We start from the raw sequence: 21,156 nt of genomic DNA, 5'->3' as shown, positions 1-21,156 counted from the left end.
CTGCTTCCCAATTCTGATTCCTTTTTTATTTCAGGGCTAATTAAAAGATCGTAACTTTGGCCCTTTATAAATGACTGATTTATGAGTAAAATTAACAGGAAGCAAGATGCTTTGGATTACCACTCGCAAGGGCGACCGGGAAAAATACAAGTTATACCCACGAAACCAACGAACTCTCAAAGAGATCTGGCACTGGCGTATTCTCCAGGGGTAGCTGAGCCTTGTTTAAAAATAGCAGAAAACACTGAAGATGTATATAAATATACCGCAAAGGGTAACCTTGTTGCTGTAATTAGTAATGGTACAGCAGTTTTAGGTCTTGGCGATATAGGTCCGGAAGCGGGTAAACCGGTGATGGAAGGTAAAGGTCTTCTTTTTAAGATTTTTGCCGATATTGACGTTTTTGATCTGGAACTGGATACTAAAAACGTTGATGACTTTGTAAAAATCGTTAAAGCCCTTGAGCCTACTTTCGGCGGGGTAAACCTGGAAGATATTAAAGCACCAGAATGCTTTGAAATTGAGCGTCGTTTGAAAGAGGAGATGAATATCCCTGTGATGCATGACGATCAGCATGGTACTGCCATCATCTCAGCTGCAGCATTAATCAATGCTTGTGAGTTGCAGAAAAAGAAAATGGATAAGATAAAGATTGTGGTAAACGGAGCCGGCGCTGCCGCCATTTCTTGTACTCGTCTTTATGTATCGTTGGGTGCTAAAAAAGAAAACATCGTGATGTGCGACCGTACTGGCGTCATCAGAGCTGACAGAGATAAATTAGATGCTATCAAAGCGGAATTTGCAACCACCAGAGATTTGAATACTTTGGAAGAAGCAATGAAAGATTCTGATGTGTTCATCGGTCTATCTTCTGCAGATTGCGTAACCGTGGATATGTTGAAATCTATGACTAAGAATCCTATTGTGTTTGCAATGGCGAATCCTAATCCAGAGATTGCTTATGAACTGGCCATCAGTTCTCGTAAAGATTTAATTATGGCTACAGGACGTTCTGATTATCCTAATCAGGTGAATAACGTGTTGGGCTTCCCATATATTTTTAGAGGTGCATTAGATGTTAGGGCAACCAGCATCAATGAGGAAATGAAAATTGCTGCTGTGAAAGCAATCGCTGAGCTGGCTAAAAAACCTGTTCCTGAGGCTGTAAACATGGCCTACAATGAGAAAAATATCAAATTCGGTAAAGACTATATCATTCCTAAGCCAGTAGATTTACGCTTGATGACCAATGTTTCTTCGGCAGTAGCCAAAGCAGCAATTGACTCTGGTGTAGCGCGTAAAATCATCACTGATTGGGATGCTTATACTGAAGAATTGAAAACCAGATTGGGTATGGATGATGCGATTATGCGTGCCATCACCAATAAAGCTAAATCTGATCCAAAACGTGTGGTTTTCACCGAAGCGGATAACTATAAAATTCTTAAAGCAGCACAGATTGTTAAGGATGATAACATTGCGATTCCAATTTTATTAGGTAATAGAGCAATTATTGAACAAATCATTGAAGAGAATGCTCTGGAATTAGAAGGTGTAGAAATCATTGATCCAATGTTGGAGCCGGAACGCATGAAAAAATATGCGGAATCTTTATATCAAAAGAGACAAAGAAGAGGGGTAACCTTGTTCGAAGCCAATAAGTTCTTACGCGATAGAAATTACTTCGGTGCTTCTATGGTGGAATTCGGTGAAGCAGATGCCATGATTTCTGGTCTGACTAAAAATTATGTATCTACCATTAAGCCTGCATTGCAAGTGATTGGTACTGCGCCAGGTGTAAACCGTGTGGCCGGAATGTACATGATGATGACCAAAAAAGGTCCGGTATTCTTTGGCGATACTACTGTGAATGTTGATCCTACTGTAGAAGAACTGGTAGATATCACCTTGTTATTAGATGATGCTGTGCGTAAATTCAACATTCAGCCGCGTATTGCCCTACTTTCGTACTCTAATTTTGGGTCAAATGAAGGCGTAGTTCCTGAAAAAGTAAGAAAAGCAGTGAAAATTCTTCACGAAAATCATCCTGAAATTATCGTAGACGGCGAAATGCAGGGAAATTTTGCAATTAACAACGCTTTATTGAAAGATAACTTTCCTTTTAGTAGCTTAGTAGATGCCCCTGCCAATACATTGGTATTCCCTAATTTGGAGTCAGGTAACATCGCCTACAAGTTATTGCAGGAACTGGGTGGTGCAGAAGCGGTTGGTCCGATCTTATTAGGATTGAACAAACCAGTTCACATTGTACAGTTGGGTAGTTCGGTTCGTGAGATTGTAAACATGGTGACTTTAGCCGTGTTGGATGTACAGTCGAAAGAGCAAGAAGCACTAGCTAAAAAAGGTAGTCTTTTAAAAAGAATAATTAAGAAGTAAGATATGTTTGAATATATTGATGGTAAGCTGACCTTTAAATGCCCCGCTTATATTGTTGTGGAGGCCGGAGGGATTGGTTACCATATCAATATTTCACTAAATACTTATAGCAGCCTGGCAGATGCGGAAAGATGTAAAGTTTACCTCTGGACACATGTGAAAGAAGATGCACATACTTTATATGGATTTGCAGAGGAGGGAGAGCGAAGGCTCTTCCTTCATCTGATTTCCGTTTCTGGAATCGGCCCTAATACGGGTAGAATGATGCTCTCTTCAATCACCCCTGTGGAAATCCAAGCCGCTATTGTAAATGGTGATTTACCCTTAATTCAACGAATTAAAGGAATTGGTACGAAAACCGCGCAACGCCTGGTATTGGAATTGCAAGACAAGTTGAAAAAAGAAGGTACAGGATCATTGATCGCTGCACCGCTAAATAATACTGCTAGAGAAGAAGCCCTATCTGCGTTGATGATGCTCGGGTTTGCAAAACAACCAGCAGAAAAATCAATTGACAGTGCAGTGAAAAATGGAGGTACGGATTTAACAGTAGAACAAATGATAAAAATAGCTTTGAAGAACTTATAAATTTTCCCTTGAAAACCCTATTAACGCTCCTCTTTACCTTCCTTCTCTGCCTTGGCGGGCAATCTGCTTTTTCGCAAACAGTGAAACAGCAGGTAAGAAACGCGGATACGACAAGAAATTCCTTCAGTCTGAGGGAAAAACAACGCCTAGGTCTTAGAAATCTCAACAATTCCTTTAAACCGCTTCCTGACAATGTAAAACGGGAAGTTGAGTACGATGCGAAGCATAAAAGATACATCATCCGCCAAATGATTGGCAACCAGTTGTTTTCAGCTCCACAATACCTGACGATTGAAGAATATCAGCGTCTGGTAAACTCCGAGATGAAACGCGACAATTGGCGCATGTATTCCAACGAAGAAATTAATGAAGTCAGAAAGAATGGGGTGATACCTAGTCTGAAGGTCAATAGCAAAGCTTTTGAACGGATTTTTGGCGGAACAAGCATAGATATACAGCCTCGTGGAGAGGCCGAACTAACCTTCCTCGGTAGGATCAATAAGAATGAAAATCCACTGTTCAATGAGCGTCAGCGCGTACAGGGGAATTTTGATTTTAACCAACGCATTCAGATGGATGTGATTGGTAATATTGGTACCCGGATGAAGGTCAACATGAACTACAATACCGAAGCCCAGTTTGATTTTGAAAATCAGGTGAAACTGGATTATGTTGGGGGTAAGGATGACATCATCCAAAAGATTGAAGCCGGTAACGTGAGTCTGCCTTTAAGCACCTCTCTAATTAACGGTACACAGGCTCTTTTCGGGGTAAAAACACAGTTGCAATTCGGTAAGCTGAATGTAAGCACCGTGTTTTCTCAGCAGAAATCGCAATCGCGGGAAATCCGCATCAATAATGGGGCGCAACAAAATGAATTTAGACTGAGTGCCGATAATTATGAGGCGAATAAACACTATTTCTTAGCACAGTATTTTAGAGAAACTTACAATAAAACATTATCAACGCCACCAACAATTACTTCAGGTGTATTGATTACGAGGGTTGAAGTTTGGATTACCAATAAAACAGGAAATACTCAGGGATCCCGAGATGTGATGGCCCTAATGGATTTGGCGGAGAATACCCCATATAATTCAACACTTACTGGTGGATTATCAGCGCTTCCTTCCGGTTTTGATAACCCTCAGTTTCCAAGACAATCCAATAACCTATTGTCGCAATTACCAGCAGACGCCAGGTTCACCAATTCTAATGCGATTATTCCTTTCTTCGCCGCAACTGGTGGTACAGATAACTATGCCAAGCTAACCTATGCCAGGAAATTGGCTGATCGGGAGTTTACTTTTCACCCACAACTGGGTTATATTTCCCTGAATAATGCTCTGAATACCGATGAGGTTTTGTCAGTAGCTTACCGATATACTTACCGTGGAGTAGAATATCAGGTAGGGGAGTTCTCCACAGATATTTCTTTTGATGCGGGTACACCAAAGGTGTTGTTCACGAAGATGTTGAAAAATGAAACGCTGAAAAATAAGCTGCCGATGTGGAAGTTGATGATGAAAAACATCTATTCAATCGGTGGTTACCAAATCAGTCCAATGAACTTTAAACTGGATATCTTCCGGATTGACGATAAGACAGGGGTAGAAAAACCGTATATAGAAGTGGGTGAAAAGTTGGATCCTGATCGGAGGCCATTGAAGAATAAACAATGGATTCAGGTGACGGGATTAGACCGTTTAAATCAACAACAGGAACGCCGACCAGACGGGGTCTTCGATTTTGAAGCGGAGAATAAACCTTTCGGAACCAATGAAAATATTGCCTTTAATACGCCGGTAAATAGCAATCCAGGAAACACCAATGGCTCGAATACCAACCTGACTAATTTCTCTACCAATACCATTAACGGCTATATCACCATCGATCCACTGAATGGTCGGGTGATCTTTCCTTTGATAGAGCCTTTCGGTAAGGATTTAGCGGACCAGTTTGATCCTTCGGAAGTATCACTGATTGATCAATATACTTTTCCAGCTTTATACGATTCTACAAAAGTGGTGGCGCAGCAGTTGTTTAGTAACCAAAATCGCTATTTCATTAAAGGGGCGTATCAAAGTCAGGTGGCTTCAGAATTCAGCTTAAATTCCATCAATGTTCCGGAAGGATCAGTAAAGGTTTTTGCCGGTACGATTCCTTTGCAGGAAGGGGTAGATTATACGGTGGATTATCAGGGTGGAAGGGTAAGAATCCTGAACACGGCAGTCTTAATTTCTGGTCAGCCGATCAGAATTTCGACGGAAAACAATGAGCTTTTTGGTTTGCAGCAACGCTCGTTGTTTGGAACCAGGTTTGATTATAAGGTAAACAATAAACTGAATTTAGGGGCTACCCTAATGAACCTCACCGAGAAGCCGCTAACGCCAAAGGTGAATGTAGGCGAGGAGCCAATTTCGAATACCATGTGGGGAATGGATTTGAACTACAGCACACCTTCCAGGTTCTTAACTAAATTGGTGGATAAATTACCGTTTATCTCTACAAAAGTGCCTTCCAGCTTAACTTTCTCTGGAGAGTTTGCGCAATTGATTCCAGGGCATCCAAAAGCCTTGAATTTTGCCGGGCAGAAAAGTGGAGTGAGTTACCTGGATGATTTTGAAGCCTCACGTTCGGTCATAGATTTGAAAAGTGCGATGGCCTGGCAGTTGTCGGGAACGCCTCAGTTGTTTTCTGAGGCCAGTAGAATCGACGATCTGAGTTATGGTTTCAACAGGGCTTTAATTGCTTTCTATAACATTGATCCAATTTTTTACAATAGAAATGATGCAACGCTTCCTTCCGGTTTAAGAAACAATAAACAGGAACTTTCGAATCATTTTGTTCGTCAGGTAATCGAACAGGAAGTATTCCCTTTTAAAGAAACAGGATCAGGACAGCCTTTCGCATTGCCAACTTTAGATGTGGCTTTTTATCCGACAGTGCGCGGTCCTTATAATTACACGCCAACAGGGTTCAACGCTCAAGGTTTGCTAAACAATCCAAGAAGTCGTTGGGGTGGTTTGTTCAGAAGGATCGAAACCAATGATTTTGAAGCCTTGAATATTGAGTTCATTGAGCTTTGGGTAATGGATCCGAATATCTATAAACCGAATGGTTTAGGAGGTGATTTGTATTTTAATATCGGTAACATCTCTGAAGACATTTTGAAAGACGGAAGAAAGTCATTGGAGAATGGGCTTCCGGCAGATGGCGATCCTTCGAAGTTTGATGAAACGAACTGGGGTAGGGTACCGAAATTACAACCGGTAGTACAGGCTTTCGACAATGATCCGAATGCCAGAAAAGCCCAGGATGTTGGATTAGACGGTATGGCAAATAAAGATGAGCAGCAGAAGTTCGCCGCGCTGGTTAACCAGATCAAAGGGCAATTGAATCCTGATGCCGCCAGATCCCTGGAAAATGACCCTTCTTCTGATGATTATGTCTATTTCAGAGGTCCGGAATTAGACCGTGAAAATGCGGGTATTTTAAAACGCTACCAACACTTTAATGGTACAGAAGGAAACTCTAAAACCGCAGAACAATCCCGTGCTGAACTGGGTGTAGAAAACTCAGCTTCTACTTCTTTACCAGATGGAGAAGACATCAACAGAGATAATAATATGACACAATCTGATGAGTACTTCCAGTACAAAGTTTCTATGCGTCCGGGCGACCTGATGGTGGGGCAAAACTTTGTAACGGATAAGGTGACTTCTCAGGTGAAATTGGCAAACGGCAGTACACAGCCAGTTACCTGGTATCAGATTCGTATTCCTTTGGCACAATATCAAGACCGTATCGGTGGGATCCAGGATTTTAAATCGATCCGTTTCATCCGTATGTTCATGACGAATTTTGCCGATACTACCGTTTTGAGGTTTGGAAAAATCCAGCTGGTAAGAGGGGAATGGAGACAATATAATGCCAATAATGATCCTTCACAAACGATTGTCGATCCGGCTTTAGGAACGATCGCTCCAGATGGTTCTACGATTGAGGTGGCAACTGTAAATATCGAAGAAAATGGTAAACGTACCCCAATTCCTTATGTGATTCCTCCAGGAATTGAAAGAGAGCGTGATTTCAGCAATTACCGTGGGGATACCCGCCAGAATGAGCAGTCGCTTTCAGTAACCATCAAAAACCTGAAAGATGGCTATGGCAGAGCCGCATTCAAAACAGGGTTTAACGATTTTAGGTCTTATAAACACCTGGAAATGTATATCCATGCCGAGGCTTTAGGTTCAAATGTCTTGAAAGATAACGACCTGAGTGCATTTCTTAGAATTGGTACTGACAACCAGGACAACTATTACGAGTATTCACAGCCATTAAAGGTGACGCTTCCTGGAACCAATGATCCTTATGCGATCTGGCCGGAACAGAATAAAATGGACATTACATTGGAGTTTTTCCAGAAAGCGAAACTCGCCAGGAATAATGCAAAAACCAGTACAGGAGCACCATGGCCAATCAATATTCCTTATAACTACAATATTGATGGGAAGACGATTACCATCAAAGGGCAACCGGATATGAGTAAGGTAAGGGTATATATGCTGGGTATTAAAAATCCTTACCGTACAAACGGTGATGATTTGATGGATAAAAGTGGTATTTTCTGGTTCAATGAGCTTCGTTTAACGGAGTTTGACGAGCGTGGTGGATGGGCTGCAACAGCTAGAATGAATGCGAAACTGGCAGATTTTGCGGATGTAAATGTTTCGGGTAGCAAGTCAACGATTGGTTTCGGTTCCTTAGAAACCAGGGTGAGCGAAAGAAACAGAGCAGATAATGTGTTTTTTGACATCTCTTCGAGCATGGAGCTGGGCAAATTCTTCCCTAAGAAAACAGGGATCAAGGTGCCGATGTTTGTGAGTTACTCAAGCCAGGTAGCAACGCCTCAGTACAACCCGAGCATGCCGGATATTGAGTTGAAAAATGCCTTGGATGTCGCTTCAAAATCGCAGCGCGATTCTATCCTGAATTTTGCACAGGATTACACCACCAGAAGCAGTATCAACTTCACCAATGTGAGAAAGGAAAGAACAGATCCGGAGGCTAAACCTCGGGTTTGGGACATTGAAAACTTCAATGTCAGCTATGCATATACCAAGTATTCGCACCGCGATTTTATCATAGAAAGTAATTACCAGAAAACCTACAGGGCTTCTCTGGGTTATAGCTATGCAGCCCTTGCGAGGAATTACGAGCCTTTAAAAAAGATCATCAAGAACAATACACTGGCTTTGCTGAGAGACTTCAATTTTAGCCTGATGCCTTCTTCGATCAATTTCAGAATTGATGTGGATCGTTTCTATTCTGAAAACAGTTTGAGAAACAATGACCCGATGAATTACATTCCGGTGAACACGACCTTCAATAAAAACTTCCTCGTGTCTAGGGTATATGGAATTTCCTGGAACCTAAGTAAATCGCTAACCATGGATATTGATGCGACTAATTATTCGATCATCGATGAACCTTACGGTAGAATAGAAGGGTTAAAAAGAGATACCTTATGGCAGAATATGATGAGATTGGGCCGTACTACAGATTACAGTCATAACCTGAATTTTACCTATAATCTTCCGATCAATAAAATTCCTGGATTGGATTGGGTAAGCGTGGCCACACGTTATGGGACTAACTTTAACTGGCAAACAGAGCCACTTTCTACTTTGAGAGATCCAAATATCAACCTTGGTAATACGGTTCAAAACTCGAGAACGATTCAAGTAAATCCTAATTTAAACCTGGCTTCACTGTATAATAAGTTTGGCTTTATCCGTAAAGGAAATGGTCAGGGTGGCCAGAATGTTTGGATCGGCTTGCTAACCAGTGTGAAGAATGTGGTGGGTGCTTACACGCAATCGAAAGGTATATTCTTACCGGGTTATTTACCGAGGACAAATTACTTCGGAATTGACCAGGCAACCGGAGCTCCGGGCTTAGGTTTCGTATTGGGAAGTCAGCGCGACATCAGAAATGAGGCCTTGTTGAAAGGTTGGATCACCACGGATACCTTACAATCTCAGTTGTACATCAACACCATGCGGGAGGATTTAAGCTTAACCAGTTTAGTGGAACCGATCAAAGACTTGTCGATTACGTTAACTGCGAACAGAAATAAAACGATGAACTATTCTACCAATTTCAGGTATGATGAAGGCTTGCGTGGTTTCGAGAATTTTAGCCCTTTCACTTCGGGTGATTACAGCATCTCTTATATCAGTTTGAGGACTTCCTTCTCCGAGAAAAGCGGTAATACCATGTCTAAATTGTTCAATGAATTTATGGCAAACAGGGTGGTGATTTCGCAACGTTTAGGGGCTATGAATCCGAATTCTGCAGGAGTAAGAAATGGTTTGTATGCGGATGGTTATGGTGGAGAGTCGCAGGATGTATTAACGGCCGCTTTCCTTGCCGCTTATTCTGGTAAGGATGCAAAGACTTCAAGCCTGAACTCCATGCCTAAAATTCCATTGCCAAACTGGCGTTTAAACTACAGAGGTTTGATTGGTATTCCTTTCCTTGCAGATCGTTTCAGCTCTATCGACCTTAGACATTCTTATCGTTCCGTATATAGTATCAGCAGCTTTAACTCGCTACTAAAATATCAGGAGAATAATGGCGCAGTGGTCAGCAGGGATTTGAATGACAACTTCCTTCCAGCTTTCCAATATGCACAGGTGACCATCGCCGAGCAGTTCTCTCCATTGATCGGTATTGATACGCGTTTAAAAAATAATCTGACTGCTAATTTTGAAATGGGAAGGTCTCGTTTATTAGGACTGAACATGGCGAATAGTCAACTGGCACAGTTAACGGAAAACAATATGGTGTTCGGTTTAGGTTACCGTACCACGAAGTTCAGATTCCCGTTCGGCTTGTTCAAAGGCCTGAAAATGGATAACAATATGGACTTTAAACTGGACGTAGCGGTGCGGGATAACAAAACGGTCATTTATCGTGCAGATATCCTGGAAGCAGAAGTATCTTCGGGAGCCAAGAACATTACGCTAAGACCTAGTGTGGATTATATCCTGAACCAACGTTTCAATGTACGCTTGTTCTACGATTCTAATGTCACGAAACCTTATACTTCGCAAACGTTTAATACATCATTTAGTAATTTCGGATTTAGTTTGAGAGTTACCCTGAATTAGGCATTGTGATAAATGCTTATATTAATTACCTTTGAATCGGCAGAAGCGTAAAGCGGATGCCGAAAGTTTAAGCAACGACAATAAAAAAATTATACACATGAATTTTCCATCAGAATTAAAGTACACTAAAGACCACGAATGGGTTAAAATTGAAGGTAACGAAGCCTATATCGGTATTACTGATTTTGCACAACGTGAGTTAGGTGATATTGTATACATCGATATTAATACCGTGGGTGATGAAGTAAGCAAAGACGAGGTATTCGGTACAGTAGAAGCTGTTAAAACTGTTTCTGATTTGTTTATGCCGGTTACTGGTACCGTAACTGAAACTAATCCGGAATTGAACGACAACCCTGAATTGGTGAATTCTGACCCTTATGGAAAAGGATGGATGGTTAAAGTAACGCTTTCTGATGCTGCTGAAGTTGCAGGTTTATTAGATGCGGATGCTTATAAAGCTCTTGTAGGAGCTTAATCAATGAATTCTAAAGCATTAAAATATCAGATCTGGTCCATCCTATGGACAGTTGTGATTTTAGTCCTTTGTAATATGAAAATGCCTGACACTTCTGGGTCAGGCATTTTTTTTGAAGGATTTGATAAATTGGTACACCTGGGTTTTTTCTTTGTGTTGACAATTTTATTATTCTATGGCAGAATCAATTACCAACACAGCTATAGTTTCCGCTCCTTAACGATCTTTAAGGTGATTCTAATGACCGCTGCTCTGGGCGGAGGAATAGAGTTGCTACAATGGAAGATCTTTACCTACAGATCGGCAGAATGGTGGGATTTCGGATGTGATATGATCGGTGTGTTTATGGGGGTATTCAGTTTTGTATTGTTACATCAATTGGATCATAAATCTCTTCAACGTGAGCCTAAATCTCTTCCCCATGAAAAAAAATAGGGTCAAACTATTGCTTTTATTTGTCGCAATTGTGCTCAGTAGCTGCAGTATTTTCAAGCCGGGATGTCAATGTCCCAAGGTGAGTTATAACAGCTATCCTAAGCACTTAAATACTGGGGTATCCAAATAGTTACCCTACTGTGACTTTCGGATGAGCCAACCGCAGTTATAATGCGGTTAAACCTGATTCTTAGAGCGTAGAGATCAGCTTCGGTATTTGGAATTATTATAAATTAAGGCTAAATTGCGCCTGGTTCAGGAGCGGAAAATCATATCCGATCCGAACATAAATAACCTATAGAAAGATGAAGCTATCACAATTGAATCCAGGGGAAAGAGGTACTATAGTTGCATTTACAGATCTTGAAATGTCTGTAAAACTAATGGAGATGGGCTGTTTGCCTGGGGAGGTTGTAGAGGTAGAAAGATTTGCACCACTTGGCGATCCGATCGCGATCCGTGTGGCGGGCTATCAACTTTGTTTGCGTAAGAACGAAGCATCTGTTATCATAATTCAGTAATCATATTGGCTAAGGATTTGAAAATAGCGCTGGTTGGGAATCCCAATACAGGCAAGTCTACTCTTTTTAACCTGCTGACAGGTTTAAATCAAAAGATCGGTAATTTTCCGGGTATCACCGTCGACAAGAAAGTTGGTTATTGTAAACTTGCTGATGGCAAGGTTGCAGAAATTATTGACCTTCCAGGTACATATAGCTTATATCCTAAAAGTAAGGATGAAAGTATTGTTTTCCAGGTTTTGGCGGATAAAACGAATTCCAGTTATCCAGATGTGATCGTTTTGGTGGCTGATGCAACCAATCTAAGAAGAAATCTATTACTTTATTCGCAGGTAGCGGACTTGGATGTGCCCATGGTTTTGGCGCTCAACATGACCGATATGGCCAAGAAAGAAGGGATAGACATTAATGTGAATATGCTTGCCGAAAGGCTGGGCATTCAGGTAGTGGCCATCTCAGCAAGAAGCAAAACCGGATTAAAGGAACTAAAACAAGCCATAGAAAATACCACCAAAATTGCTACTCAAGCAAAAGGTGCTGATATATTGGCTTTAGCTCCTGAAGCAATTCAGGAAGTAAAAGCAAGATTAAAAACGGATAACGATTATTATGCCATGCAGGTTTTACACCAGCACCAGCATTTGGATATCTTTGATCAAGAAGCGCATGCCGCATTTGAAAAGATCAAGAAAGCGCATGATTTCGAAACTTCAAAACTACAAGCAGCAGAAACAATTGCACGTTACCGCCATTTAGGAACGGTTCTTAGCGGAGTAATTGAGGATACCGGTGCGGCGAAAAAATTTGCGTTCTCTGATAAAATTGATGCGATACTGACCAATAAATTCTGGGGTTTCCTAATTTTTATTGGAATCCTGTTCTTCATATTTAACTCTATTTTCTCTTGGTCAACATATCCAATGGAGATGATTGAGGCAGGCTTTATGAAGCTGACAGAACTAGGGCATAGCTATTTACCTGAAGGGATATTGACTAATTTGTTCCTCGATGGGGTACTGGCAGGTCTAGGCGGTGTAATCGTCTTCATTCCACAAATCGCCATTCTCTTTGCTTTTATTTCCATATTGGAGGATACCGGTTATATGGCCAGGGTAACCTTTATGATGGATAAAATCATGAGGAAATTCGGCTTAAGCGGTAAGTCTGTGGTACCAATGATCGGTAGTTTGGCTTGTGCCGTTCCTTCCATCATGAGTGCCAGAAACATCGAAAGCTGGAAAGATAGAATCATTACCATCATGGTAGCTCCACTAGTGAGCTGCTCGGCAAGATTACCAGTTTATACTTTGTTGATTGGTCTTGTAGTCCCTGAAAAGATGGTATGGGGATTCATTAACCTGCAAGGTCTAACCTTAATGGGAATGTATCTGATTAGTATTGTTGCGGCAGTACTGGTTGCTTTTGTCATGAAATTTATCATCAAAGCGAAAGAGAAATCTTACTTCATCATGGAATTACCAGTGTATAGAATGCCGCGTTGGGGTAATGTGTTGTACACGATGTATGAGAAATCTAAGACTTTTGTTTTTGAGGCGGGTAAGGTGATTATCGCTATTTCTATTATTCTATGGGTACTGGCCTCTTATGGCCCATCGGATCGCTTTGCTAGGATTGACAAGAAATACGACCTCATCGAGGCTAAAAAAGATAGTGTACAGATTTCTACATTGGAAAGAGATAAGGCTGCCGAAAAGCTGGAACACTCTTATGCAGGGCTTTTAGGTCAGACGATAGAACCGGTAATTAAGCCTTTAGGTTTCGATTGGAAAATCGGGATTGCATTGATCACTTCATTTGCCGCGAGGGAAGCCTTTGTTGGTACCATGGCCACAATTTATAGTGTGGATGGTGGTGATGAGGCCGTAGGTACAATCCGTGATAAGATGAGGGCAGCGGTTAATCCGGATACGGGTTTACCAGTGTTCACTTTTGCCACCGCATTTTCATTGATGCTTTTTTATGCCTTTGCGATGCAATGTATGAGTACAGTTGCAGTGGTATTCAGGGAGACAAAATCTTGGAAATGGCCTTTAATACAGCTCAGTTACATGACCGCAATGGCTTATGTAGCCAGTCTGATCGCCTACCAGCTTTTAAAGTAAATTACTTATCTTGGGGAGGTGGAAAAGAAGGATATCTTAGCGCAATATATGCCCCCGGCGGCAGCGCCAATCATCGCGAAGTGGATAGACTATTTTCAATGTGAATTTAAAATATCTAAAAACAGGGTGACTAAATTGGGAGATTACCGCCATCCCTACCAAGGATCCGGGCATAAAATATCCGTTAACAACGACCTGAATCCTTATGCGTTTCTCGTCACCACAGTGCATGAGTTTGCGCATTTGCTGACCTGGAATGACCATAAGAATAAGGTGAAGCCACATGGTGTAGAATGGAAGCACAATTTTAAGCGCATGATGGCGCCATTTATTGAGCAAAGCATTTTCCCTGGGGATGTGGAGTTGGCCATTGTCACTTACCTTGATAATCCCTCTGCTGCCAGTTGCACAGATTTAAGGCTCTCCCGTGCGCTAAAGAAACACGATCCAGTTAAAGATGCTTCCCGTTTGGAAGAACTGCCCATAGATGCGGTGTTTACCATCAAAGATGGCCGACATTTTAAAAAGGGGGAGAAGCTCAGAAAAAGATACCGTTGCCTTTGTTTGGATAACGGAAATATCTATTTGTTTAACCCCTTGGCCGAGGTGATGTTAGCCCCAACAGGTACATAAACAGCCTCTTTATCGGAAATTTCCCATTTAAAATTTAACTTTTCATTCTTGAATTTTGAAGGTTGACGCTGCAAGCTATCAATCAGGGCATCTGTTGTTCTGACGATTACATTTGCGGTATATCCGTTCCGATCGCTGCCTTTAAGCTGTATAATGCTTTCCTCAGGGATGTCAATAAATCCCTCAAAAAATAGGGCAAAAGGACCTTTTTGGCCAATGGCATCTTCCATTATTTTTAATTGTTTCTCTTCGTTCCCAGTGGTCTGAGCAGGCGTTGTTGCGGGTGTTGTACTACTGGCCGTTACAGCTAAAAAAGGTTGTTTTTTTAGTGCGGCATAACTTGGCGCCGTACGTTGTTCCTTTTTAAAAGCAATGTTATTCCTGAAATAGTGACGTGTTTCGGTTGCCCCATTATTAGTCTTGATCGTCTCTTGTAAGAAAAGTAGACTGTCGTTTTTTAGGTAATATTTTGTGCTGCGGTTGCTGATCAGCTTGTTGTCCAGATTTTGTTCGTATAAAACGGGTTTCCCATTTGCATTGTACTTTTCTACATACATGGATTGCTCCCCCTGCAGGAAGATGAGGCTGCTTTGTTTTTCCAGGGCAGCGAGGTGCGCATTGATGGAATCTACATATTGTAAAATGGATTCATCAGTCATTGCGGTAGCAGAAGACTGCTTTATCAGGTTTGCCTGGGGATGCTTGGGTTGCTGGTTACAACTCAACAAGATCAATAATAATGGAATCGAGAATAATAACTGAGCGTGCTTCATAGGTCTCCTTAAATCATACCAGGACCTAAAAAGCGATTATCGTGCCATGAAGAAGGGGGATGCGACTAATAAGCCAGTAACTTTTCAATTGTGGCTGCCAGGCGGCTTTTCGCGAGAAAGTCTTCTTCCAGCACTTTGTTCATCGGAATTGCCGTATCAGAACTTGCACAGCGCATCACCGGGGCATCCAGATCACTGAAACAATGTTCGCCAATCCAAGCAGCCAGTTCTGCGCCAAATCCGGTGCTTAGGGTATCTTCATGAAGGATTAATACCCTTCCTGTTTGCTTTACTGCGTTGCTTACCGCGTTCTTATCCCAAGGTTGAAGGCTGCGGAGGTCTACCAGGTTGATGCTCAATTCCGGATGTTCGTCCATATAGGCGAGTGCCCAATGAACGCCAAGTCCATAAGTAATGATACACAACTGCCTGCCTTCTTTTAAGACATTGGCTTTACCTATTTCCAACTGATATTCCCCTTGTGGAACCTGGCCGGTTAAACTCCTGTACAGGTACTTATGTTCAAAAAACAGCACTGGATTTGGGTCATCGATGGCAGCAAGTAACAATCCTTTCGCATCCTGTGGAAATGCCGGATAGACGATTTTTAATCCAGGTGTTTTCGTAAACCAGGCCTCATTACTTTGAGAATGAAAGGGACCCGCACCCGTTCCTGCGCCTGTAGGCATTCTAATGACAACATCCGCTTTTTCTCCCCATCGGTAATGCGTTTTAGCGAGATTGTTGACAATCTGATTGAAGCCACAAGTCACGAAATCAGCAAATTGCATCTCCACCACTGATTTATAGCCATTGATAGAAAGGCCCAATGCGGCACCTACAATTGCAGATTCACAAATGGGTGTATTTCTTACCCTTGCTTTACCAAAAAGAGTGGTAAAACCTTCCGTAATCTTAAAAGCACCACCATACTCTGCAATATCCTGACCCATTAATACCAGGTTATCATGTTTATACATTCCGATTTTCAGTGCATCTGTGATCGCATCAAGGTAGCGGACTTCCGTAGATGGTGCATCCGGAGAAAGGGCATTGGGTTTAAAATTAAAAGGAGCATACATATCTTCCAGTTCCGCAATCGTATTGGCTATTGGTTCTTCTTCCTGGAAAGCCGCTTCTATCTCATACTCGATCCCCGCTTTAAAATCTGCCTTAATCTCTGCAATAAGTTCCTGATTTAATACGTTTTCCGTAAGCAGGAAGTGTTCAAAGTTTGCTACAGGGTCTTTCTCTGCCCAGGCATCCATCAGCTCCTGAGGAACGTATTTTGTGCCTGAAGCTTCCTCATGCCCCCTCATTCTAAAAGTTAAACATTCTACCAATACCGGTTTGGGGTCTTTTCGAATTTTCGCAGCAATAGCAGCTATGGTATCATAAACTTCCAGGACATTATTCCCATCGATTTGAACCCCTTCAATGCCATAACCAACAGCACGATCTACCAGATTTTGGCATTTATACTGTTCAGCGGTAGGCGTGGAGAGGCCGTAGCCATTGTTTTCTATCAGGAAAATCACCGGAAGGTTCCATACTGCGGCTACATTTATGGCCTCATGAAAATCACCTTCGCTCGTGGCACCATCACCAGTATATACTAAAGTTGCTTTTTCCTGACCGGAGATGAGGTCGGCGAGAGCGATCCCATCAGCAACGGCCATTTGAGGGCCCAGATGGGAGATCATGCCAATGATTTTATAATCCTGAGTACCGAAATGGAAGGAACGATCCCGGCCTTTGGTAAAGCCATTTAATTTCCCTTGCCATTGAGCCATCAGTCTTTTTAAAGGGATATTACGCGCGGTAAATACCCCTAGGTTTCTGTGCATCGGGAGGATATATTCATTTTCCTCCATAGCCAAAGTACTTCCAATGGCTATGGCTTCCTGACCAATGCCGGAAAACCATTTGCCAATTCTGCCTTGACGTAATAGGATAAGCATTTTTTCCTCTACCATTCTGGGGTAAAGTAATTGCGTGTATAAATCTAATAATACCGCATTGTTCTTATCTTTTCTGTCAAACTGCATATTTAAGGGGTTTTGTTTGCTTTCTTTTTCTCCTCATAAAGCTTCGCGAAAGACTTCGGTGCAACTTCCGGCATATTCCGGTATTTGCCCCAGGTCTTCTTGAAGAAGAATTTGAGAAAGAAGTTTTTCATCTTTCCACCTAACATATCCATTCTCGATCTTTTCTGCATGGTGGTCGTGAAGGCATTCCATCCGATCTCTTCCACTTTGGTATTTTGATTATCCGCCACTGCATCTCTTCTGTTTAGCAGTAACATCTTATGGACATCAATCTTCACCGGACAAACTTCCGTGCATTTGCCACATAGGCTGGAAGCATTGCTGAGGTGTTTGAATTCCTTCATCCCTTGTAAATGCGGGGTGATGATGGAACCAATAGGACCGCTATAAGTTGTATTATAGGTATGTCCACCTATATTTTTATACACTGGACATGCATTTAAACAAGCGCCGCAACGGATGCAATATAAGGCTTGACGCTGTTCTTTTTGTGCCAGCAAATTGGTACGGCCATTGTCCAGCAACACCACATACATTTCTTCTGGCCCATCGGTTTCGCCTGCTTGTCTGGGACCACTCAATATCGTATTGTAAACAGTCAGGTTTTGTCCGGTTCCATGACTGGAAAGTAATGGCCAAAACAAGTCCAGATCAGCCATCGAAGGAATCACTTTTTCAATACCTACAATTGCAATATGGATTTTAGGAAAAGTGGTACATAACCTTGCATTTCCCTCATTTTCTGTCAATGCGATACTACCAGTATCGGCAATTAGGAAGTTTCCTCCAGAGATGCCAATGTCGGCTCTCAGGTATTTTTCTCTAAGCAATTCTCTGGCTTTTTGCGTCAGTTGCTGTGGTGTGGCATCTATTGGCGTTCCAAATTTATCATGGAAAAGCTTGGCAATTTCCTCTTTACTGAGGTGCATTGCAGGGGTAACAATATGGTATGGAGCCTGGCCTAATAGCTGAACAATATATTCGCCAAGGTCACTCTCTAAGGATTCAATGTTATTTTTCTCCAGGAAATCATTGAGGTGGATTTCTTCGGTGGTCATCGACTTAGACTTGATAACCGTCTTGCCACCACTTTTCCGGATGATGTTTAAGATTTCTCTCTGCGCCTCTTCTACATCATTTGCCCAGATTACTTTTCCTCCTCTACGTTGAAAATTGGATTCAAATTCAGGAAGAAACTTATCCAGGTTCTCCATCACCCTCCATTTAATCACATGCGCTTTCTTCTTCGAGTTTTCTAAATTCTCAAACCTCGATACACCCCGCTCTACCGCAACATTATACTTGCCAATATTATGATTAATTGTCTTGCGATGCCCTAAATCAAAGGCTTTTTCATCGGCCTTAACCAAAAATTCATCAGATATCTTCATCGTCATCAAATATAAAAATAATTAAGCTTCGGTTGTGACCTCCATCAATATTAAAGATCAAACACAATCAGCAAAGATTAAACGCTTTTTGAAATGAAATCCATACGCTTAGCTTACAATATAAGGAAAGGAAGGGGAGTATCGACGAAAATATTTCGTCGATTGGTCGAGAAGTTCTGGCCTTTCGTCGAGTGGCATGCTGTCATGGTCTAATGCCGCAAAAACCGCTGAAACGTTTCCCATTTGAGCACGTCTTATCTACAAAACAACCTTAAAAACTTAAAAATTAAAAGATATGAAAACTGCCATCAAAACCCTAATCGCTTCTACATTAACAGCTATCGTTTTAACTTCTTCAGCATTTACTACATTCGCCAAAGAGAAATCACCAAGCAACACTGTGCCGGTAAAATTCAATAAAATAGTAGTTACCGGAAATGCCAATGTAGTGCTGGTACAAGGAAACAATGAAACTGTGAGCAGCGATGATATGATCGAACAAAGCAACACCAGTGTGAAGCAAAAAGGATATACATTGTATATCAACTCTACCGATAAAAGCACCATCTATGTACATGTAAAAGACTTACAGAGAATTGATGCTGCGAATTCAGCAACGGTTAAGACTCGTGGTAACTTTGACCTGGCTTTACTTCAGATCTTCCTGAAAGACGATGCTAAAGCGAAGGTAAATGCAACAGTAGGGAGCCTTTATACGAATTTAAGCGACCAGTCTGACTTAAAATTAAGTGGATCATCTTCGGAGCACAAAGAGGTTAGTGAAGGCGTTTCTAAACTAAACCAACAAGATTTTGTGATCGCTAAACTTTAATAAAAAATTACCAGCCTAATACTGGCTGTCAATATATACAGATACACAGAGGAATCAATTTTACGAAGAACCGCTCTAGAACAGGGCGGTTTTTTTGCATAAAAAAGCCCCCGGAATTAATTCCGAGGGCTTTGCCTGAATCAGGCTATTATTTTAAGGATTAGTCTTTTTTTGTACCGTCAGCGTTCTTGTCTACTTTTGGACGATTCGCGCGATTTGCCAATTCCCAAGCTGTAAAATAAACAAGTCTTGCTCTTTTAGCCAACATCGGGAAATCGATCTTACTGATTTCATCTCCTGGCTGGTGGTAATCATCATGTACACCGTTGAAATAGAAAATTACCGGAATACCATGTTTAGCAAAGTTGTAATGATCTGAGCGGTAATAGAAGCGATTAGGGTCTGTTCTATTGTTGTAACGCTCATCAAGCTCAATATTTACATATTCTTTGTTCGCTTTTTTACCAATTTGATCTAATTCAGTACTCAACATATCCGAACCAATGATGTAAACAAAGTTGTTGTCTGCCGCATGGTCTTTATCTCCTCTTCCGATCATATCGATGTTCAAGTTGGTGATGGTGTTTTCTAAAGGAAATATTGGGTGTTCAGAATACCATTCAGAACCTAAAAGACCTTTTTCTTCACCGGTAACGGTCATGAATAAGACGCTTCTTTTCGGACCTTTACCCGCTTTTTTCGCATTGGCGAAAGCTTCGGCCAGCATTAATACTCCAGTAGTACCAGAGCCATCATCATCTGCACCATTGTTGATTTTATCAGTGCCTTTTGCTTCTGGTGTGATACCGATATGGTCATAATGCGCAGTAACCACTAAAACTTCTTGCTTTAGTTTCGGATCAGAACCTTCCAGGAAGCCCAAAACATTTTCTGCTCTCACTTTTTCCTCTACTCGTTTTGCAGAGGCAGAGATGGAAACATTGATTTCCTGAGATGCAGGTTTAGTGCTTTCTGCGATTTTCTTTTTAACGTCAGCAAGGTTTGTTTTTGCAGCAGCAAAGATTTGGTCTGCTACAACTGTTCCGATATTGATGACCGGAGTTTGTTGCGGACCATTCAATTTTTCGATTTCCTCCTTCGTCTTCATGACTAATGATGGAGTAGTCAGGTAATTTTTAAGGTTTTCCGGCATGGCATCGATCGTTGGGTCGATCACCAATACAGCAGCAGCTTTTTGCTCTGTTAAGTATTTTATTTTTGCCATCGCTGCAGATCTGCTATTTCCAGCACTGGCAGTCCCGTTTGGCTCACCAGATTTGAAGATCATCACCACTTTTCCGGCAACATTTATCCCTTCAAAATCATTGTACCCTTCTTTTTTCAATCCATAACCTGCGAATAAAACACTGCTGGTATTGAAACCGAAACCTGCTCCTGATACGGTTTGTGGAACGATATAAAAATCTTTTATCGCTTCCGCAGGTTGCCCATTGACGGTTAATACCTGTGAAAGAGAAACGGTCATCATGTCAATCGGCTGGAAATAATCTCCGTTTACCGGACCTTTTAATCCAATCTTTTTAAAGAAGTTTTTGATGTAGTCAGCGGTCATCCAGCCTCCTTTTTTTCCTGTTTCTCTGCCTTCATAGGCGTCCGAAGCAATTACGGAAAGGTGCTTATAAGCGTTGTCTTTGTTGATGGTTTTGCTAAACTTAACTGCGTCTTTATTTTGCGCAGTAGCAGAGCAGGCCATTGTCAGTACGAGACCGGCATACAGTAAATGTTTTTTCATCTGGTT

Annotated in this window: 14 protein-coding genes; 9 read left to right on the top strand and 5 right to left on the bottom strand. The window is 41.6% G+C overall.

Annotated features, from left to right (window positions below; all coding sequences use genetic code 11):
* The first annotated feature begins 81 nt into the window (after positions 1-81).
* The 8 genes from GM920_RS13155 to GM920_RS13120 all read left to right on the top strand — a co-directional run bounded on the left by GM920_RS13155 (position 82) and on the right by GM920_RS13120 (position 14,353).
* Positions 82-2,397 (top strand): NADP-dependent malic enzyme, encoded by a 2,316-nt coding sequence (locus tag GM920_RS13155; RefSeq protein WP_182958002.1) that lies wholly within the window; start codon positions 82-84, stop codon positions 2,395-2,397.
* Positions 2,398-2,400: 3 nt separating this feature from the next.
* The gene (ruvA, locus tag GM920_RS13150) at positions 2,401-2,985 is read left to right on the top strand and encodes a Holliday junction branch migration protein RuvA (RefSeq protein WP_182957999.1); all 585 of its coding nucleotides are present in this window, start codon (positions 2,401-2,403) and stop codon (positions 2,983-2,985) included.
* A gap of 8 nt (positions 2,986-2,993) precedes the next feature.
* A complete protein-coding gene (sov, locus tag GM920_RS13145) occupies positions 2,994-10,163 on the top strand; it encodes a T9SS outer membrane translocon Sov/SprA (protein WP_182957996.1) in 7,170 nt (2,389 codons plus the stop codon).
* A 97-nt stretch (positions 10,164-10,260) separates the two neighbouring features.
* Positions 10,261-10,641, top strand: coding sequence for a glycine cleavage system protein GcvH (gene gcvH / locus GM920_RS13140; RefSeq protein ID WP_182957993.1), 381 nt, complete (start codon positions 10,261-10,263; stop codon positions 10,639-10,641).
* 3 nt (positions 10,642-10,644) lie between these two features.
* Positions 10,645-11,076 carry a VanZ family protein gene (locus GM920_RS13135; RefSeq protein ID WP_182957990.1) on the top strand — a complete coding sequence of 144 codons (432 nt, stop codon included), beginning with the start codon at positions 10,645-10,647 and terminating at the stop codon, positions 11,074-11,076.
* Between the two features lie 305 nt (positions 11,077-11,381).
* The gene (locus GM920_RS13130) at positions 11,382-11,597 is read left to right on the top strand and encodes a FeoA family protein (RefSeq protein ID WP_182957987.1); all 216 of its coding nucleotides are present in this window, start codon (positions 11,382-11,384) and stop codon (positions 11,595-11,597) included.
* Between the two features lie 17 nt (positions 11,598-11,614).
* Positions 11,615-13,720: a ferrous iron transport protein B gene (feoB, locus tag GM920_RS13125; protein WP_235964521.1), complete on the top strand. Its 2,106-nt coding sequence runs from the start codon at positions 11,615-11,617 to the stop codon at positions 13,718-13,720.
* Positions 13,721-13,738: 18 nt separating this feature from the next.
* Positions 13,739-14,353 carry a SprT-like domain-containing protein gene (locus GM920_RS13120; RefSeq protein WP_317171545.1) on the top strand — a complete coding sequence of 205 codons (615 nt, stop codon included), beginning with the start codon at positions 13,739-13,741 and terminating at the stop codon, positions 14,351-14,353.
* Here GM920_RS13120 and GM920_RS13115 read toward each other — a convergent pair.
* The 4 genes from GM920_RS13115 to GM920_RS23845 all read right to left on the bottom strand — a co-directional run bounded on the left by GM920_RS13115 (position 14,302) and on the right by GM920_RS23845 (position 18,808).
* Positions 14,302-15,126, bottom strand: a complete 825-nt coding sequence (locus GM920_RS13115) for a hypothetical protein (protein WP_182957981.1) — start codon at positions 15,124-15,126, stop codon at positions 14,302-14,304. The genes GM920_RS13120 and GM920_RS13115 overlap by 52 nt on opposite strands.
* Before the next feature lie 65 nt (positions 15,127-15,191).
* Entirely contained in the window at positions 15,192-17,174 is a 1,983-nt protein-coding gene (locus GM920_RS13110) for an alpha-ketoacid dehydrogenase subunit alpha/beta (RefSeq protein ID WP_182957978.1), read from the bottom strand.
* A 2-nt stretch (positions 17,175-17,176) separates the two neighbouring features.
* Positions 17,177-18,571, bottom strand: a complete 1,395-nt coding sequence (locus GM920_RS13105) for a LutB/LldF family L-lactate oxidation iron-sulfur protein (protein ID WP_182957975.1) — start codon at positions 18,569-18,571, stop codon at positions 17,177-17,179.
* A gap of 102 nt (positions 18,572-18,673) precedes the next feature.
* Positions 18,674-18,808: a hypothetical protein gene (locus GM920_RS23845; RefSeq protein WP_262891074.1), complete on the bottom strand. Its 135-nt coding sequence runs from the start codon at positions 18,806-18,808 to the stop codon at positions 18,674-18,676.
* A gap of 52 nt (positions 18,809-18,860) precedes the next feature.
* Here GM920_RS23845 and GM920_RS13100 point away from each other — a divergent pair, with 52 nt between their 5' ends.
* Positions 18,861-19,397 carry a GIN domain-containing protein gene (locus tag GM920_RS13100; protein WP_182957973.1) on the top strand — a complete coding sequence of 179 codons (537 nt, stop codon included), beginning with the start codon at positions 18,861-18,863 and terminating at the stop codon, positions 19,395-19,397.
* Positions 19,398-19,557: 160 nt separating this feature from the next.
* Here the strand turns inward: GM920_RS13100 and GM920_RS13095 are convergent, their stop codons facing one another.
* Entirely contained in the window at positions 19,558-21,150 is a 1,593-nt protein-coding gene (locus tag GM920_RS13095; protein ID WP_182957971.1) for a M28 family peptidase, read from the bottom strand.
* Between the last annotated feature and the right edge of the window lie 6 nt (positions 21,151-21,156).

It is taken from the genome of Pedobacter gandavensis, assembly GCF_014172405.1.
GTDB classification, from domain to species: Bacteria; Bacteroidota; Bacteroidia; order Sphingobacteriales; family Sphingobacteriaceae; genus Pedobacter; species Pedobacter gandavensis.
This window is presented reverse-complemented; position numbering and strand designations above follow the sequence as displayed.

Coding starts and splice junctions, on each gene's coding strand:
- GM920_RS13155 (WP_182958002.1), top strand. CDS start 82: ATGAGTAAAATTAACAGGAAGCAAGATGCTTTGGATTACCACTCGCAA.
- ruvA (WP_182957999.1), top strand. CDS start 2,401: ATGTTTGAATATATTGATGGTAAGCTGACCTTTAAATGCCCCGCTTAT.
- gcvH (WP_182957993.1), top strand. CDS start 10,261: ATGAATTTTCCATCAGAATTAAAGTACACTAAAGACCACGAATGGGTT.
- GM920_RS13135 (WP_182957990.1), top strand. CDS start 10,645: ATGAATTCTAAAGCATTAAAATATCAGATCTGGTCCATCCTATGGACA.
- GM920_RS13130 (WP_182957987.1), top strand. CDS start 11,382: ATGAAGCTATCACAATTGAATCCAGGGGAAAGAGGTACTATAGTTGCA.
- GM920_RS13115 (WP_182957981.1), bottom strand. CDS start 15,126: ATGAAGCACGCTCAGTTATTATTCTCGATTCCATTATTATTGATCTTG.
- GM920_RS13110 (WP_182957978.1), bottom strand. CDS start 17,174: ATGCAGTTTGACAGAAAAGATAAGAACAATGCGGTATTATTAGATTTA.
- GM920_RS13105 (WP_182957975.1), bottom strand. CDS start 18,571: ATGACGATGAAGATATCTGATGAATTTTTGGTTAAGGCCGATGAAAAA.
- GM920_RS23845 (WP_262891074.1), bottom strand. CDS start 18,808: ATGGGAAACGTTTCAGCGGTTTTTGCGGCATTAGACCATGACAGCATG.
- GM920_RS13100 (WP_182957973.1), top strand. CDS start 18,861: ATGAAAACTGCCATCAAAACCCTAATCGCTTCTACATTAACAGCTATC.
- GM920_RS13095 (WP_182957971.1), bottom strand. CDS start 21,150: ATGAAAAAACATTTACTGTATGCCGGTCTCGTACTGACAATGGCCTGC.